This window comes from Streptomyces sp. NRRL S-37 (assembly GCF_000721605.1).
Taxonomy (GTDB): domain Bacteria; phylum Actinomycetota; class Actinomycetes; order Streptomycetales; family Streptomycetaceae; genus Streptomyces.
The window spans coordinates 1-15,320 of the sequence record NZ_JOIZ01000026.1; the positions used below are offsets into that span (position 1 = coordinate 1).

A 15,320-nucleotide genomic window follows, 5' to 3' on the forward strand; every position below is an offset into this window, starting at 1 on the left:
TATCGTCGGCAGCGTCAGATGTGTATAAGAGACAGCACCTGCTCCCCTCCGCCCCCCTCCTCCGCGCCGTCGCCGACCTCGCCGCCGAACTCGGCGCCCGGAACACCTTCGAGTTCCTGCTCGGCCGGTACCTCGACGCCCACCCGCGCCAGTACACGCCCACCCCCGCCGACCTCGCCGCTCTCATGGCCGGCCTGGCCGGCACCGCCCGCACCGTCCTCGACCCGGCCTGCGGCACCGGCGCCCTGCTGCGCTCCGCCGGCAACGGGCCCGGCCGGCGGCTGTACGGCCAGGACAGCGCCCCCGAACTCGCCGCCCTCACCACGCTCCGCCTCGCCCTGCACACCCGCGCCCCCGCACACGCCGCCGCCGGCGACACCCTGCGCGCCGATGCCCACCCCGAGCTGCGGGCCGACGCCGTCCTGTGCCACCCGCCGTTCAACGAGCGCAACTGGGGGCACGACGAACTCGCCTACGACCCGCGCTGGGAGTACGGCTTCCCGGCCCGCACCGAGTCCGAGCTGGCCTGGGTGCAGCACGCGCTCGCCCGGCTGCGGGACGGCGGCATCGCGGTGCTGCTGATGCCGCCCGCCGCCGCGTCCCGCCGCTCCGGACGGCGGATCAGGGCCGACCTGCTGCGCCGGGGCGCGCTGCGCGCCGTCGTCGCGCTGCCGGCCGGTGCCGCTCCCCCGTACAGCATCCCGCTGCACCTGTGGGTGCTGCGCCGGCCCGAACAGGCGCCCGTGCAGCCGGAGGTGCTGCTCGCCGACGCCGGGCGGTTCGCCGGCGAGGGACACGGCGGGCCCGACTGGCCGGGGATGCGGGAGGCGGTCCTCGACGCCTGGCACGCCTTCGACCGGACCGGCCGGCTCGACGAACGGCCCGGACTGGCCCGCTCCGTGCCCGTCATCGAACTCCTCGACGACGACGTCGACCTCACCCCGGCCCGCCACCTCCCGCCCCCGGCCGCCACGGACGGCACCGGCCGGCTCACCGACGTGCGCGAACGGCTCGGCGAGACGCTGCGCCTGGCCGCCGGCCTCGCCCCGCCGCCCGCCGACCCCGCGCCGCCCGCCGCCGGACGCCCGCCCCTGACCACCGTCGGCGAACTCGCGCGCGGGGGCGCCCTGGTGATGCGTACGGGCGGAAACGGCGGCCACGCGCGCGTGCCCGTCCTCACCGACCACGACGTACTCTCCGGAACCGGCCCCTCCGGCACCCTTCCGGAGAGCGACGAGGAAGCGGTGCTCACCGAACCCGGCGACGTCGTCGTGCCCGTGCTCGGCGGGGGCGCCGTCGCGCGGGTGATCGACGACGCGACCGCCGGAGCCGCCCTGGGCCGCAACCTCGTGCTGCTGCGCCCCGACCCGGAAGTGCTCGACGCGTGGTTCCTCGCCGGGTTCCTGCGCGGCACCGCCAACCACCGCCAGGCCAGCAGCCACGCGTCCACCGCCACCCGGCTCGACGTGCGCCGGCTGCGGCTGCCCCGGCTCGCACCGGCCGAACAGCGGCGCTACGGCGCCCGCTTCCGGGCCCTGGACGAGTTCGAGCGGGCGCTCGGGCAGGCGGGCCGGCTCGGCGAGCAGTTCGTCCGCGGGATGTACGACGGCCTGACCGACGGGACGATCGCCCCCGACTGAACCCCCGACCAGACCCCCGACTGAACCCCCGACCGGACCCGGCCGGCCCTCGGCGCGCATCCGGAACGCCCCGGTACGACAACGGTTCGGTACATCCGGGGACCGGTTGTCGCCGTCGGCCTATACGCTCGGACTCCGAGTTCCCATCGGCTACACCTGTCCAGGAGCAGTCATGTACGGCCACGGCGCTGCGCCGCCCCCTCCCAGCGCGGCAATGGTCATCACGCAGCGCGTGCTGTACGCCGCCGCCGGCGTCCTGTGCTGCGGACTGCTGGCCTGTGTGCCGCTGTTCCGGGTCGCGTTCCTGCGGGGACGGCCGCTCGACTGGGCGGCGGCCTGGGTGAGCATCCCGCTGTCGATAGCCTGCCTTGCGGTGGTCGGTTCGCTGCCGGAGACGGACTACCGGACCGACGTGGCCCTGGCCGCCGTCCTGATCCTCGGCGCGGTCTCGGCCGCGTACTACCTGACCGTGGACATCCGCCTGCACCGGCGGCCGTACCCGTACGCCGGCCCGCCGTCGCCCCACGCCACGACGGCGCACGGCCCGGCAGGCGTCCACCCTCCCTACGGCTACCCGCAGCAGGGCTCGCCGTACGCGCCCACGCCGGTGCCGCAGCCCCAGGCCCCCCACACCCCGATACCGCACACCCCGGTGCCCCCCACCCCCGTACCGCCGCCGCAGTCGTCGCAGCCGCCGCAGCACCCCGTACCGCCGGCCCGGATCGACCAGGTCCGCGCCGAGCTGGACGAACTCAGCGACTACCTGCGCCGCCAGGACGGCAATCCCGGACAGCACGGCAACCACGAGGGCGGAAGGTGAGCGTGACGACGGGACGTGTCGTCGCCGGCCGCTACGAACTGTCCACGCTCATCGGGCAGGGCGGCATGGGACAGGTCTGGACGGCCTACGACAAACGGCTGGACCGGCGCGTGGCGGTGAAGCTGCTGCGCCCCGACAAGGTGGCCGGCCACGAGGCCGACGAACTGCGCCGCCGCTTCGTGCGCGAGTGCCGGGTGACCGCCCAGGTCGACCACCCCGGCCTGGTCACCGTGCACGACGCGGGCAGCGAGGGCGAGGAGCTCTTCCTCGTCATGCAGTACGTCGACGGCGCCGACCTCGGCGACCACCTCGCCGAACACGACCCGTACCCGTGGCAGTGGACGGTCGCGGTGGCCGCGCAGCTGTGCGCCGTGCTGAGCGCCGTGCACGCCGTGCCGATCGTCCACCGCGACCTCAAGCCGCGCAACGTGATGGTGAAGCAGGACGGCACCGTCACCGTGCTCGACCTCGGCGTCGCCTCCGTCATGGACAGCGACACCACGCGCCTGACGCACACCGGTTCGCCCATCGGCTCGCCCGCCTACATGGCGCCCGAGCAGGCGATGGGCGGCGCGGTCGGCCCGTACACGGACCTGTACGCGCTCGGGGTGCTGATGCACGAACTGCTCAGCGGCGACGTGCCGTTCGCGGGCTCCACGGCACTCGGCGTGCTGCACCGGCACCTGTACGAGCCGCCGGTGCCCGTGCGCCGGATCCGCCCCGAGGTCCCCGAGGCCCTGGAGACCCTGGTGCTGAGCCTGCTCGCCAAGGACCCGCAGCACCGCCCGGACTCCGCGCAGGAGGTCTACGAACACCTGGCGCGGCTCCTCCCCGCGCGGGGAACGCCCACCGGCGCACCCCTGGACCCCACCCGCCCCTTCCTGCGCCCGCACGCCCCCTGGCCGGACCGCGCCCGCACCCCCGCTCCCCAGCCGGCCCCCGCCGCGCCGCCCGCGCCCGCGGCGGAGAAGGCCGACGTCGCCGCCGCCGTGGACGAGGTGAAACGGCTGCTCGGCGAGGGCCGCATCACCCAGGCGGTCGACATCCTCGGCTCGATCCTGCCCGTCGCCGCCGAGCAGCACGGCGAGCACTCGCCGGTCGTGCGCACCCTGCGCAAGCAGTACGCGGCCACCCTCCTGGACGACGGCCAGTACCGGCGCGCCCTGCCCGAACTGCGCCGCCTCGCCGACGAACGCGCCGCCGAGGCCGGCCAGGCCGACCCGCAGTCCCTGCGCCACCGCTACGAGGCCGCCCAGTGCCTGGAGCAGCTCGGCGAACCCGCGGCGGCGCTCGCCGAGTACCGGGCGCTGCTGGCGTACTACGAGAACCAGTACGTGGCCGCCGGCGACCCGCAGCTCGCCCACGACGTGCGCCGCCGCATCGGCCATCTGCTGCTCGCCCTGGGCGACCGGGCCGCCGCGCACGACACGCTGGTGCGGCTGCTGCACGACGTGGAGCGCGTGCAGGGACCGGGGCACCCGCTGGCCGCCGACATCCGGCGGACGCTGCAGTGGCTGGGACAGGTGCGCGGATAGCGGGACGGCGGGCCGCTGCGCCGTACGGGGCGGACGCCGGTGCCGGAAGTCCTCGTGAATCGTTGGTCGAATGGGTTGGCCAGAGCTTGGCCGATGCCTACCATCGATCACCGCAAGACTTTGTGCACCGCCGCACAAGCTCTCCTCAGGAGGTCTCCTTGCACCGCCGCCGTCGCACCGCGCTCCTCCTCACCGCCGCGATCGCCGCAGCGGCGCCCCTGCTCACCGCCTGCGGGAACGACGCGCACCCCGGTGCGGCAGCCGTCGTCGGCGGCGAGCGGATCACCGTCTCGCAGCTGGAGAACAGGGTCGACGAGGTCCGCGCGGCCCAGCGGGCGGCCGTACCGGACGACGCCCAGTACCAGCAGGCCATCGCCCGCACCGGCAGCCTCACCCGCGACACCCTGCACAGCATGGTCCTGGACCGGGTGCTGGAGCGCGCCGCGCGGGACGCCGGCGTGACGGTCACGGACCGCGAGGTCCAGCGGATGCGGGCCGGTCTGGAGCAGCAGGCCGGCGGCGCGAAGGCGCTGGAGACGGCCTGGCTGCAGCAGTACGGCATCCCGCCGCGGCGCCTCGACGCCAACTTCCGCCTCCAGATCCAGGCCCAGAAGCTCGCCCAGCGGCTCGGCACCGACACCAGCCGGCCCGAGTTCTGGCAGGCGCTGTCGAAGGCGGGCGAGAAGCTCGACGTCGACCTCAACCCGCGCTACGGCGACTGGGACGTCGAGAAGAGCAGCCGGGTCGACGCGAAGACACCGTGGGTACGGGAGGTCACGGCGGCCGGGATGCCCCAGACCCTCTGACCCGCCGCCCCCTGTGGACAACTCCTGGGGCACCCGGTGCCGTGCGTTACGTTCGGGGGGTGAACGCCACGAGTCCCGAAACCGCCGCCGGCCAGGCCCCCGGCCCCGGCCGCGTCGTCCTGCTCACCACCAGCCACCGCGTCGCCCCCGGCCTGCTGTCCTGGCCGGCCTGGCAGGCCCTGCGCGCGGCCGACAGGGTGCTGTGCGCGGACGGCGCCCACCCGCAGCTCCCCTATCTGCGGGAGGCGGGAACACCGGTCGAGGAGGCGGCACCGACCGCCGAGGAGATCGTCGACGCCTGCGCCGGCGGGCGGACGGTGGTGGTCGTCGCCACCGGCGAGGGCGACCCCGCCCTGACCGACGGGCTGGCCCGGCTGGCCGGGAGCGGCAGGGTGCGGATGCCCGAGCTGGAACTGCTGCCCGCCTCCTACGACCTGCCGGGCGCCCGGCTGCTCGACCTCGTCCAGGTCATGGACCGCATCCGCGCGGAGTGCCCGTGGTCGTCGCGGCAGACCCACAAGGGGCTGGCGAAGTACGGCATTGAGGAGGCCTACGAACTCGTCGAGGCCATCGAGGAGGGCGACCGGGACGAGCTGCGCGAGGAGCTGGGGGACGTACTCCTCCAGGTCGTCTTCCACGCGCGGATAGCGGAGGAGGACCCGGACGCCCCCTTCTCGGTCGACGACGTGGCCGGCGGGATCGTCGCCAAGCTCATCCACCGCCACCCGCACGTCTTCGGCGACGAGACGGCCGAGACCCCCGAGGACGTCAAGGAACACTGGCTGCGCACGAAGGCGGTCGAGAAGCGGCGCGAGTCCGTGACCGACGGCGTCCCCCTCGGCCAGCCCGCCCTCGCCCTCACCGCGAAACTGGCGTCCCGCGTCCGCACCGCCGGCCTCTCCGTGCCCCTCCCCACGGGCGAGGGCATCGGCTACGAACTGCTCGCCCTGGCGGTCCGCGCGGAGGCGGAGGGGGTGGATCCGGAGGCGGCGTTGCGGGCGGCCGCGCGTGTTTACCGCGACGCGATACGGGCTACGGAGGGTGGTCGGGGCGAGGGCTGAGCGGGGGAGCGGGGGAGCGGGCAGGAGGGTTCGGCCCCCGCCGCCCCGTCCCCGGGGCCACGCCCCCAGACCCCCTTCGCGCGGTTCCCCGCGCCCCTGAAAGGGCGCGGAGAACCGCCACGCACCCGCGGACGACCCCGGCCACCGGAGCTCCGCCGCGCCGCCCGTTAGGGTCGCCGCATGCATGACCAGCCCCGCACCCCCGAACTCTTCACCTGGGAGTTCGCCGCCGATCCCTACCCCGCCTACGCCTGGCTGCGTGAGCACGCCCCCGTGCACCGCACCCGGCTGCCCAGCGGGGTGGAGGCGTGGCTGGTCACGCGGTACGCCGATGCCAAGCAGACGCTCGCCGACAACCGGCTGTCCAAGAACCCCGCGCACCACGACGAGCCCGCGCACGCCAAGGGCAGGACCGGTATCCCCGGGGAGCGCCAGGCGGAGCTGATGACGCATCTGCTGAACATCGACCCGCCGGACCACACCCGGCTGCGGCGGCTGGTCAGCAAGGCGTTTACCCCGCGCCGGGTCGCCGAGTTCGCGCCCCGCGTGCAGGAGCTCACCGACGGGCTCATCGACCGGTTCGCGGACCGCGGCTCCGCCGACCTCATCCACGAGTTCGCCTTCCCCCTCCCCATCTACGCCATCTGCGACCTGCTCGGCGTCCCGCGCGAGGACCAGGACGACTTCCGGGACTGGGCGGGCATGATGATCCGGCACGGCGGGGGCCCGCGCGGCGGGGTCGCCCGGTCGGTGAAGAAGATGCGCGGCTACCTCGCCGAGCTGATCCACCGCAAGCGCGAGGTGCTTCCCGCCGAACCCGCCCCCGGCGAGGACCTCATCTCCGGCCTCATCCGCGCCTCCGACCACGGTGAGCACCTCACCGAGAACGAGGCCGCCGCCATGGCGTTCATCCTGCTGTTCGCCGGTTTCGAGACCACCGTCAACCTCATCGGCAACGGCACCTACGCCCTGCTCACCCACCCCGGACAGCGCGACCGCCTGCAGCGGTCCCTCGCCGCCGGGGAGCACGGGCTGCTGGAGACCGGGGTCGAGGAGCTCCTGCGGTACGACGGTCCCGTGGAGCTCGCCACCTGGCGGTTCGCCACCGAGCCGGTCACCATCGGCGGGCAGCGCATCGCGGCCGGCGACCCCGTCCTCGTCGTGCTCGCCGCCGCGGACCGGGACCCGGAGCGGTTCGCCGGCCCCGACGTGCTCGACCTCGGCCGGCGCGACAACCAGCATCTGGGATACGGCCACGGCATCCACTACTGCCTGGGCGCACCGCTGGCCCGCCTGGAGGGCCGGACCGCGCTCGCCACCCTGCTGACCCGTCTGCCGGACCTGCGGCTCGCGGCGGAACCGGCCGAACTCCGCTGGCGGGGCGGGCTCATCATGCGCGGACTGCGCACGCTCCCGGTGGAGTTCACCCCTCCGCGGACGTGACGGCCGGGCGGCCGCCCGCTGTGCCCCCGAGCGGACCAGCGCAAACATGACACGCGTTCAACTCTGTGATCTTCACGTGATCTGCGCGGCATGAACTTGTGACAAGTGATCGTCTGCGGATACGTTCACCCATCAAGTGCGGTGCATCGGTTCGGTTTCCGTTCGCCGCGCCGGTCATTGCTGTCTTGCGAAAGGTCTCCGCATGCTCTCCGGGAACGGTCGGCACCGCCGCCCCCGCCAGGCTCCGGCCCTCCTCGTCGCGGCCGGGGTGACCGGCTCCGCCATCGCGATCCCGCTCCTCGGGGCCGGCAGCGCCAGCGCGGCCGACGGCGCGACCTGGGACCGGGTCGCCGAGTGCGAGTCCGGCGGCTCGTGGAGCCAGAACACCGGCAACGGCTACTACGGCGGCCTGCAGTTGACCCAGGACGACTGGGAGAACTACGGCGGACTGGACTACGCGACCAGCCCCGACCAGGCCAGCCGCGGCCAGCAGATAGCCGTGGCCGAGAGAATCCTCGCCGACCAGGGGGTCGGCGCGTGGCGCACCTGCGGACTGACGGCGGGCCTGAACCAGGACTCGGCGTCGGCCGACATCGACACGGGCGTGGCGGAGGACTCGACCTCGGGCACGTCCGGCTCCTCCCGCTCTTCCCGGTCGTCCGACTCCTCGGACTCGTCCGGATCGTCGGGCTCCGGTGATTCGTCCGCTTCGTCCTCCCCGTCGGCCACGTCCGACCCGTCGTCCGGCGCGGAAGGGGCGGGGAACGGCGAGGGTACGGCCGGTGAATCGGCCAAGTCCGACAAGTCGAGCGACTCGGGCACGGATTCGGACACCGGCTCCGGCGACGGATCCGGCGCCTCCCCCTCCGCCTCGGCCGCCCCCAAGAGTGATGAGTCGGACAAGTCCGGGCAGACCACCGGCTCTTCCGAGGTCACCGACACCGAAGGCACCGGCACCGGCCGCCACCGCGGCGTCACCGCCGAGGAGGGTGAGGCGGAGGACCGTACGTCGGAAGCGTCCGGCCGGCATGCCTCGCGCGGCACCGACGCCTCGCGCGATGCCGCCGACGGCTCGTACACCGTGCGCACCGGCGACAGCCTCTCGTCCATCGCCGACTCCCTTGAGCTGAACGGCGGATGGCGGTCGCTCTACGCCGAGAACGAGCAGGTCGTCGGCGCCGACCCGGACCTCATCCTGCCGGGTCAGGAGCTCGAGGTCGGGGTCGAACCGGACGAAAAGTGACGCCCGAAAAGGCCTGGACGCGGCGACAGTTGACGTCATGTTTCGCGACGAATGTCCGGTTTAAAGACTGTGAGAGATAGGTCTCAGAGGCCCTGATCGTCTTTGAAATTCCGCGGATCGCGTGCCTACGGTCGTGACCGCTCGCCACCGCGGGCCCCGGCTGCCGCCACGCCGAATCCTGCCAGTGGCAGCACGGGAACAGTCGTCGCGTCATGCGCCGTAGGCAGGAGCGGGGGACCCAAGGTAAGCGCCCCTTCCGGTGATTGACACCGGATCGGGCTTGGGGTGAAGCCGCGTCCCGTGAGGGACGTGGCCGGGCAACTCAACCGGCCCGAACCCGACAGCTCACCTCGCAGGCGTCGGTGAGGGGATCCACCATGCTGTTTTCCGGCAAGGGCAAGCACCGCCGTCCGTCCAAGGCCACCCGCGCGATCGCCGTCGCCGGTGTCACCTCCGCCGCCGTCGCCGCCCCGCTGATGGCGGCCGGCAGCGCCTCCGCCGCCACCGCCTCCGAGTGGGACACCGTCGCCCAGTGCGAGTCCGGCGGCAACTGGTCCATCAACACCGGCAACGGTTACTACGGCGGCCTGCAGTTCTCCGCCTCCACCTGGGCCGCGTACGGCGGCACGCAGTACGCCTCCACCGCCGACCGGGCCAGCAAGGCCCAGCAGATCGAGATCGCCGAGAAGGTCCTCGCGGGCCAGGGCAAGGGCGCCTGGCCGGTCTGCGGCACGGGCCTGTCCGGCGCCGCCTACAGCGGCTCCTCCGCGAACGGCTCGGGCTCCTCGCAGAGCACCGGTTCCACGGAGACCCGTGAGACCGGGCAGAAGGCCTCCCGCTCCGCCGAGCGCCCGGCCGCCGAGCAGAAGACCGAGCAGAAGGCCGAGCCGAAGGCCGAGAAGAAGACCGTCACCACCCCGACCGGCGAGAAGGTCGAGAAGGGCGACGGCGAGTACAAGGTCGTCAAGGGCGACACCCTCAGCTCCATCGCCGCCGAGCACGACGTCGAGGGCGGCTGGGCCGAGCTGTTCGAGCTGAACGACGACATCGTCGACGACGCCGACCTCATCTACCCGGGCCAGCAGCTGCACCTCAAGTAAGCGGCTGCCTCCCTGCCCCCCGCCCCGGTGCGTTTTCCCCCGTACGCGCCGGGGCGGGGTTTTTCACGGCCGGTTTTCCTGAAACGGTTTTGTTCCGTTCGGAAACAATTTACTCTCGGTTCTGTCCACGGGACGGGCGACCGGCGGCCCGATCGCCCCGGGCCGGTTAGGCTCGGACTCGCAAGACCCTCCGGGGTCCTGCCCACCCGCGTCACATCCAAGAAGGAGATGCTCGTGCCGTCCATCGACGTCGTCGTAGCCCGGGAAATCCTGGACTCCCGAGGCAACCCCACGGTCGAGGTCGAGGTCGGCCTCGACGACGGCAGCACGGGTCGTGCCGCCGTCCCGTCCGGCGCCTCCACCGGCGCCTTCGAGGCCATCGAACTCCGTGACGGCGATGCCGGCCGTTACCTGGGCAAGGGTGTCGAGAAGGCCGTCCTGGCCGTCATCGAGCAGATCGGCCCGGAGCTCGTCGGCTACGACGCCACCGAGCAGCGCCTGATCGACCAGGCGATGTTCGACCTGGACGCCACCGACAACAAGGGCTCGCTCGGCGCCAACGCCATCCTCGGCGTCTCGCTCGCCGTCGCCCACGCCGCCTCCGAGGCCAGCGACCTCCCGCTCTTCCGCTACCTGGGCGGCCCCAACGCGCACCTGCTGCCGGTGCCGATGATGAACATCCTGAACGGCGGCTCGCACGCCGACTCCAACGTGGACATCCAGGAGTTCATGATCGCCCCGATCGGCGCGGAGTCCTTCTCCGAGGCCCTGCGCTGGGGCGCCGAGGTCTACCACACGCTGAAGAAGGTCCTGAAGGGCAAGGGCCTGGCCACCGGCCTCGGCGACGAGGGCGGCTTCGCCCCGAACCTCGGCTCCAACCGCGAGGCCCTCGACCTCATCCTCGAGGCGATCAAGGAGGCCGGCTACACCCCCGGCGAGCAGATCGCCCTCGCGCTCGACGTCGCCGCGTCCGAGTTCTACAAGGACGGCGTCTACACCTTCGAGGGCAAGGAGCGCTCGGCGGCCGAGATGACCGAGTACTACGCGGAGCTCGTCGACGCGTACCCGCTCGTCTCCATCGAGGACCCGCTGTTCGAGGACGACTGGGAGGGCTGGAAGACCATCACCGCCAAGCTCGGTGACAAGGTCCAGCTCGTCGGCGACGACCTGTTCGTCACCAACCCCGAGCGCCTCGCCCGCGGCATCGAGGAGGGCGCCGCCAACGCCCTGCTGGTCAAGGTCAACCAGATCGGCTCGCTGACCGAGACCCTGGACGCCGTCGAGCTGGCCCAGCGCAACGGCTTCAAGTGCATGATGTCCCACCGCTCCGGCGAGACCGAGGACGTCACCATCGCCGACCTGGCCGTCGCCACCAACTGCGGCCAGATCAAGACCGGCGCCCCGGCCCGCTCCGAGCGCGTCGCCAAGTACAACCAGCTCCTGCGCATCGAGGAGATCCTCGACGACGCGGCGGTGTACGCCGGCCGCAGCGCGTTCCCCCGGTTTCGCTCTGCGAACCAGTAAGCACAGCAAGGGCTGACCCGCCCCGTAAGGCGGCGTCGTACGTACGTCCCCGTACCCGGTCCCGTACCGTGTGCGGGGACGTACACGCGTAGGACGGTGAACGAGAGGCGGAACCATGGCGGTCAAGGACCGGGACCGTTTCTCCACCGCGACCAGGATCCGGCTGATCGGTGAGCAGACCGCCGCCCGGGTCTACCGCTCGCAGACCAAGCGCCAGGCCCGCCGCTCCCGGCTGACCGGCCGGGCGGCGCTGCTCGCCCTGGTGGTCTGCTCGCTGATCGTCGCCCTCGCCTACCCCATGCGGCAGTACGTCTCCCAGCGCGCGGACATCGCCGACCTCCAGCAGGAGCAGGACGAGGCCCGCCAACGGGTCGAACGGCTGCGCGACATGAAGGCCCGCTGGCAGGACGACGCGTACGCCGAGCAGGAGATCCGCAGGCGGCTGCATTACGTCCTGCCCGGCGAGACCGGCTACATCGTCATCGACCCGGGTACCGCGAAGCAGTCCCGCGCGGATCTCGACGCCGCCGACCGCCCCTGGTACGCGAACGTCTGGGACGGCGTCGACCAGGCCGACGCCGCCGGCCAGTGACCCTTTGCAGAAAGCCGTAGAAAGACACGTATGGAAACGCCCCCGCCCACGACTCCGCGCACCGAGCCCACCGACGCGGACGTCGAGGCCTTCAAGCAGCAGCTCGGGCGGCCCCCGCGCGGGCTGCGCGCCATCGCGCACCGCTGCCCCTGCGGACAGCCGGACGTCGTGGAGACCGCGCCGAGGCTGCCCGACGGCACCCCCTTCCCGACGCTCTACTACCTCACCTGCCCGAAGGCGAACTCCGCGATCGGGACGCTGGAGGCGAACGGCGTGATGAGGGAGATGACGGAGCGGCTGGCCACCGACCCGGAGCTGGCGGCCGCGTACCGCGCGGCGCACGAGGACTACATCCGGCGCCGCGACGAGATCCAGGAGCTCAAGAACTTCCCCAGCGCGGGCGGCATGCCCGACCGGGTGAAGTGCCTGCACGTGCTGGTCGCCCACTCGCTGGCCGCGGGCCCCGGCGTCAACCCGCTGGGCGACGAGGCGCTGGCGATGCTGCCCGAGTGGTGGCGCAAGGGCGCCTGCGTGACGCTGCCCGAGAAGGAGGACGGCCGGTGAACCGGGTCGCCGCCATCGACTGCGGGACGAACTCCATCCGGCTGCTGGTGGCCGACGTGGACCCGGAGACCGGTGAACTCACCGATCTGGACCGCCGTATGACGATCGTACGGCTCGGTCAGGGCGTCGACCGTACGGGCCGGCTGGCGCCCGAGGCGCTGGAGCGGACCTTCGCCGCCTGCCGCGAGTACGCGGAGGTCATCAAGGAGCACGGGGCGGAGCGCCTGCGCTTCGTCGCCACCTCCGCCTCCCGCGACGCCGGGAACCGCGACGCGTTCGTGCGCGGGGTGGTGGACATCCTGGGCGTGGAGCCCGAGGTCATCACCGGTGACCAGGAGGCCGAGTTCTCCTTCACCGGAGCCACCAAGGAGCTGACGGGCCGAGCCGATCTGCGCCGCCCGTTCCTGGTCGTGGACATCGGCGGCGGCTCGACCGAGTTCGTCGTGGGCGACGACCACGTGCGCGCCGCCCGCTCCGTGGACGTCGGCTGCGTACGGATGACCGAGCGGCACCTGGTGCGGGACGGCGCCGTGACGGACCCGCCGACGGAGGAGCAGATCGCGGCGATGCGCGCCGACATCGAGGCCGCCCTCGACCACGCCGAGGAGACGGTTCCGCTGCGCGAGGCGCACACCCTGGTCGGCCTGGCCGGCTCGGTCACGACCGTGTCGGCGATCGCGCAGGACCTGCCCGCGTACGACTCGACGGCCATCCACCACTCCCGGATCTCCCGCGACCGCGTCCGCGAGATCACCGAGTGGCTGCTGCGCTCCACCCACGCCGAGCGCGCGGCGGTGCCCTCCATGCACCCGGGCCGGGTCGACGTGATCGGCGCCGGGGCCCTGGTCCTCCTGGCGATCATGGAGCGGATCGGCGCGGAGGAGGTCGTGGTGTCGGAGCACGACATCCTCGACGGCATCGCCTGGTCCGTGGCTTAGCTCCCCTTCGTCACTGGTCAGCGGCACTCCACTGAGCAGTCGGGGCAGCGTTTGAGCGGTGTCCGGGGGCCCTTCGGGGCCCCTCGGCGGGGCTCCGCCGGGAAAGTTCGTGAAGTTCTTCACAAGGAATTGGCCCCGGGAGAACGAAGAACTGATCCCGGTTGACCCATTCGGGCCCTCAACACCCCTTTGAACACGTTCAGAAGGTGAGGGCAGGTGTCTCGCCAGAGGGCATCGTACGGCTTCGGCGGCCGGTCTCACAGCACCGCTCGACCGGCAGAGAGGCAGCTCACGCGGCATTGACAACGTCCCGTGCGGGGTGCCGGTTCCCGTTTCGCGCTGTGATCTGGATCAAGAAACGCGGGATGGTAACACAGGCCCTGTCGAAGCTTGTGAAGGGGCGCACGAGGTACCCCCCTGAAGCGGGTGGATACTCGATGGCATGAGCACCACGGAGCGTCCCAGGATCCTCGTAGTAGGCGGTGGGTACGTAGGCCTGTACGCAGCTCGGCGCATCCAGAAGAAGATGCGTTACGGCGAGGCGACCGTCACCGTCGTCGACCCGCGGTCGTACATGACCTACCAGCCCTTCCTCCCCGAAGCCGCCGCCGGCAGCATCTCCCCCCGGCACGTCGTCGTACCCCTGCGACGCGTGCTTCCCAAGGCGGAGGTCCTCACCGGCCGGGTCACCACCATCGACCAGGACCGCAAGGTCGCCACCGTCGCGCCGCTGGTCGGCGAGGCGTACGAGCTGCCCTTCGACTACCTGGTCATCGCGATGGGCGCGGTCTCCCGCACCTTCCCGATCCCCGGCCTCGCCGAGCAGGGCATCGGCATGAAGGGCATCGAGGAGGCCATCGGCCTGCGCAACCACGTCCTCGAGCAGCTCGACAAGGCCGACTCCACCACGGACGAGGAGATCCGGCGCAAGGCGCTCACCTTCGTCTTCGTGGGCGGCGGCTTCGCCGGCGCGGAGACCATCGGCGAGGTCGAGGACATGGCCCGGGACGCGGCCAAGTACTACAAGAACGTGTCCCGTGAGGACATGCGCTTCATCCTCGTCGACGCCGCCGACAAGATCCTCCCCGAGGTCGGTCCCAAGCTCGGCGCGTACGGCAAGGAGCACCTCGAGGGCCGCGGCGTCGAGGTCTACCTGTCCACGTCGATGGACTCCTGCGTCGACGGCCACGTGGTGCTGAAGAACGGCCTCGAGGTCGACTCCCACACGATCGTGTGGACGGCGGGCGTCAAGCCGAACCCGGTGCTGTCCCGCTTCGGCCTGCCGCTGGGCCCGCGCGGTCACGTCGACACCGAGCCGACGCTCCAGGTCAAGGGCACCGACTACATCTGGGCCGCGGGCGACAACGCCCAGGTCCCGGACCTCGTGGGCCGCGACGCCGGCAACGAGAACGCCTGGTGCCCGCCGAACGCCCAGCACGCGCTGCGCCAGGCCAAGGTCCTCGGCGACAACGTGGTCTCCGGCATGCGGGGCTTCCCGCAGAAGAAGTACCGCCACGCCAACAAGGGCGCGGTGGCGGGCCTCGGCCTGCACAAGGGCGTGGCGATGATCGTCATGGGCAAGATGAAGATCAAGCTCAAGGGCCGGCTCGCCTGGTACATGCACCGCGGCTACCACGGCATGGCCATGCCGACCTGGAACCGCAAGATCCGCGTCTTCGCCGACTGGACCCTCGGCATGTTCCTCAAGCGTGAGGTCGTGTCCCTGGGCGCGATCGAGTCGCCGCGCGAGGAGTTCTACGAGGCCGCGAAGCCGGCGCCGGCTCCGGCCGCCGCCCAGCAGGAACCGAAGAAGACCGAGGCCAAGGCTTCCTGACCTCCGGTCACCCTCCGAAGGGGCCACCCGCCATCCGTGGTGCGGGCGGCCCCTTCGGCGTTTCCGGGGGCCGGCGGGCCCCTTCCGGCTCGCTGAGCCGGAAGGGCGAAGCCCACAGGGCTCGCTCCCGCGTGTGCGATCCGGCGTTTTGCCCAGGAACGACGCGTGCCGGGGATTACCGATCCGCCCTCAAGTGCTTATGTGAGGAGGACATTCCGGG

At 72.3% G+C, this 15,320-nt stretch carries 13 protein-coding genes and 1 riboswitch; all 13 genes read left to right on the forward strand.

Going from position 1 to position 15,320, the window contains the following annotated elements:
* On the forward strand, window positions 1-1,640 hold a 1,640-nt coding region (locus tag IH50_RS0131395), incomplete at its 5' end, for an N-6 DNA methylase (RefSeq protein ID WP_030869958.1).
* Between the two features lie 172 nt (window positions 1,641-1,812).
* Window positions 1,813-2,460: a membrane protein gene (locus IH50_RS0131400; RefSeq protein ID WP_030869962.1), complete on the forward strand. Its 648-nt coding sequence runs from the start codon at window positions 1,813-1,815 to the stop codon at window positions 2,458-2,460.
* Window positions 2,461-2,498: 38 nt separating this feature from the next.
* A complete protein-coding gene (locus IH50_RS0131405) occupies window positions 2,499-3,995 on the forward strand; it encodes a serine/threonine-protein kinase (protein WP_267883283.1) in 1,497 nt (498 codons plus the stop codon).
* Between the two features lie 158 nt (window positions 3,996-4,153).
* The gene (locus tag IH50_RS0131410) at window positions 4,154-4,801 is read left to right on the forward strand and encodes a SurA N-terminal domain-containing protein (RefSeq protein ID WP_030869968.1); all 648 of its coding nucleotides are present in this window, start codon (window positions 4,154-4,156) and stop codon (window positions 4,799-4,801) included.
* Window positions 4,802-4,860: 59 nt separating this feature from the next.
* Window positions 4,861-5,862 carry a nucleoside triphosphate pyrophosphohydrolase gene (locus IH50_RS0131415; protein ID WP_030869969.1) on the forward strand — a complete coding sequence of 334 codons (1,002 nt, stop codon included), beginning with the start codon at window positions 4,861-4,863 and terminating at the stop codon, window positions 5,860-5,862.
* 180 nt (window positions 5,863-6,042) lie between these two features.
* Window positions 6,043-7,305, forward strand: coding sequence for a cytochrome P450 family protein (locus IH50_RS0131420; RefSeq protein ID WP_030869971.1), 1,263 nt, complete (start codon window positions 6,043-6,045; stop codon window positions 7,303-7,305).
* A 202-nt stretch (window positions 7,306-7,507) separates the two neighbouring features.
* Window positions 7,508-8,548 carry a transglycosylase family protein gene (locus tag IH50_RS0131425; protein ID WP_030869973.1) on the forward strand — a complete coding sequence of 347 codons (1,041 nt, stop codon included), beginning with the start codon at window positions 7,508-7,510 and terminating at the stop codon, window positions 8,546-8,548.
* A 205-nt stretch (window positions 8,549-8,753) separates the two neighbouring features.
* Window positions 8,754-8,922: riboswitch (cyclic di-AMP (ydaO/yuaA leader) on the forward strand.
* Between the two features lie 3 nt (window positions 8,923-8,925).
* On the forward strand, window positions 8,926-9,648 hold the full coding sequence (locus IH50_RS0131430) for a transglycosylase family protein (protein WP_030869975.1): 723 nt from the start codon (window positions 8,926-8,928) through the stop codon (window positions 9,646-9,648).
* 234 nt (window positions 9,649-9,882) lie between these two features.
* Window positions 9,883-11,172: a phosphopyruvate hydratase gene (gene eno, locus IH50_RS0131435; protein ID WP_030869977.1), complete on the forward strand. Its 1,290-nt coding sequence runs from the start codon at window positions 9,883-9,885 to the stop codon at window positions 11,170-11,172.
* A gap of 115 nt (window positions 11,173-11,287) precedes the next feature.
* The gene (locus IH50_RS0131440) at window positions 11,288-11,764 is read left to right on the forward strand and encodes an FtsB family cell division protein (protein ID WP_030869980.1); all 477 of its coding nucleotides are present in this window, start codon (window positions 11,288-11,290) and stop codon (window positions 11,762-11,764) included.
* Window positions 11,765-11,794: 30 nt separating this feature from the next.
* Entirely contained in the window at window positions 11,795-12,328 is a 534-nt protein-coding gene (locus IH50_RS0131445) for a DUF501 domain-containing protein (RefSeq protein WP_030869983.1), read from the forward strand.
* Window positions 12,325-13,266, forward strand: a complete 942-nt coding sequence (locus tag IH50_RS0131450) for a Ppx/GppA phosphatase family protein (protein ID WP_030869986.1) — start codon at window positions 12,325-12,327, stop codon at window positions 13,264-13,266. The genes IH50_RS0131445 and IH50_RS0131450 overlap by 4 nt, the downstream gene beginning before the upstream one ends.
* A gap of 442 nt (window positions 13,267-13,708) precedes the next feature.
* The gene (locus IH50_RS0131455; protein WP_078914156.1) at window positions 13,709-15,100 is read left to right on the forward strand and encodes an NAD(P)/FAD-dependent oxidoreductase; all 1,392 of its coding nucleotides are present in this window, start codon (window positions 13,709-13,711) and stop codon (window positions 15,098-15,100) included.
* Window positions 15,101-15,320 lie beyond the last annotated feature (220 nt).

Coding starts and splice junctions, on each gene's coding strand:
- IH50_RS0131400 (WP_030869962.1), top strand. CDS start 1,813: ATGTACGGCCACGGCGCTGCGCCGCCCCCTCCCAGCGCGGCAATGGTC.
- IH50_RS0131420 (WP_030869971.1), top strand. CDS start 6,043: ATGCATGACCAGCCCCGCACCCCCGAACTCTTCACCTGGGAGTTCGCC.
- IH50_RS0131425 (WP_030869973.1), top strand. CDS start 7,508: ATGCTCTCCGGGAACGGTCGGCACCGCCGCCCCCGCCAGGCTCCGGCC.
- IH50_RS0131430 (WP_030869975.1), top strand. CDS start 8,926: ATGCTGTTTTCCGGCAAGGGCAAGCACCGCCGTCCGTCCAAGGCCACC.
- IH50_RS0131440 (WP_030869980.1), top strand. CDS start 11,288: ATGGCGGTCAAGGACCGGGACCGTTTCTCCACCGCGACCAGGATCCGG.
- IH50_RS0131445 (WP_030869983.1), top strand. CDS start 11,795: ATGGAAACGCCCCCGCCCACGACTCCGCGCACCGAGCCCACCGACGCG.
- IH50_RS0131455 (WP_078914156.1), top strand. CDS start 13,709: ATGAGCACCACGGAGCGTCCCAGGATCCTCGTAGTAGGCGGTGGGTAC.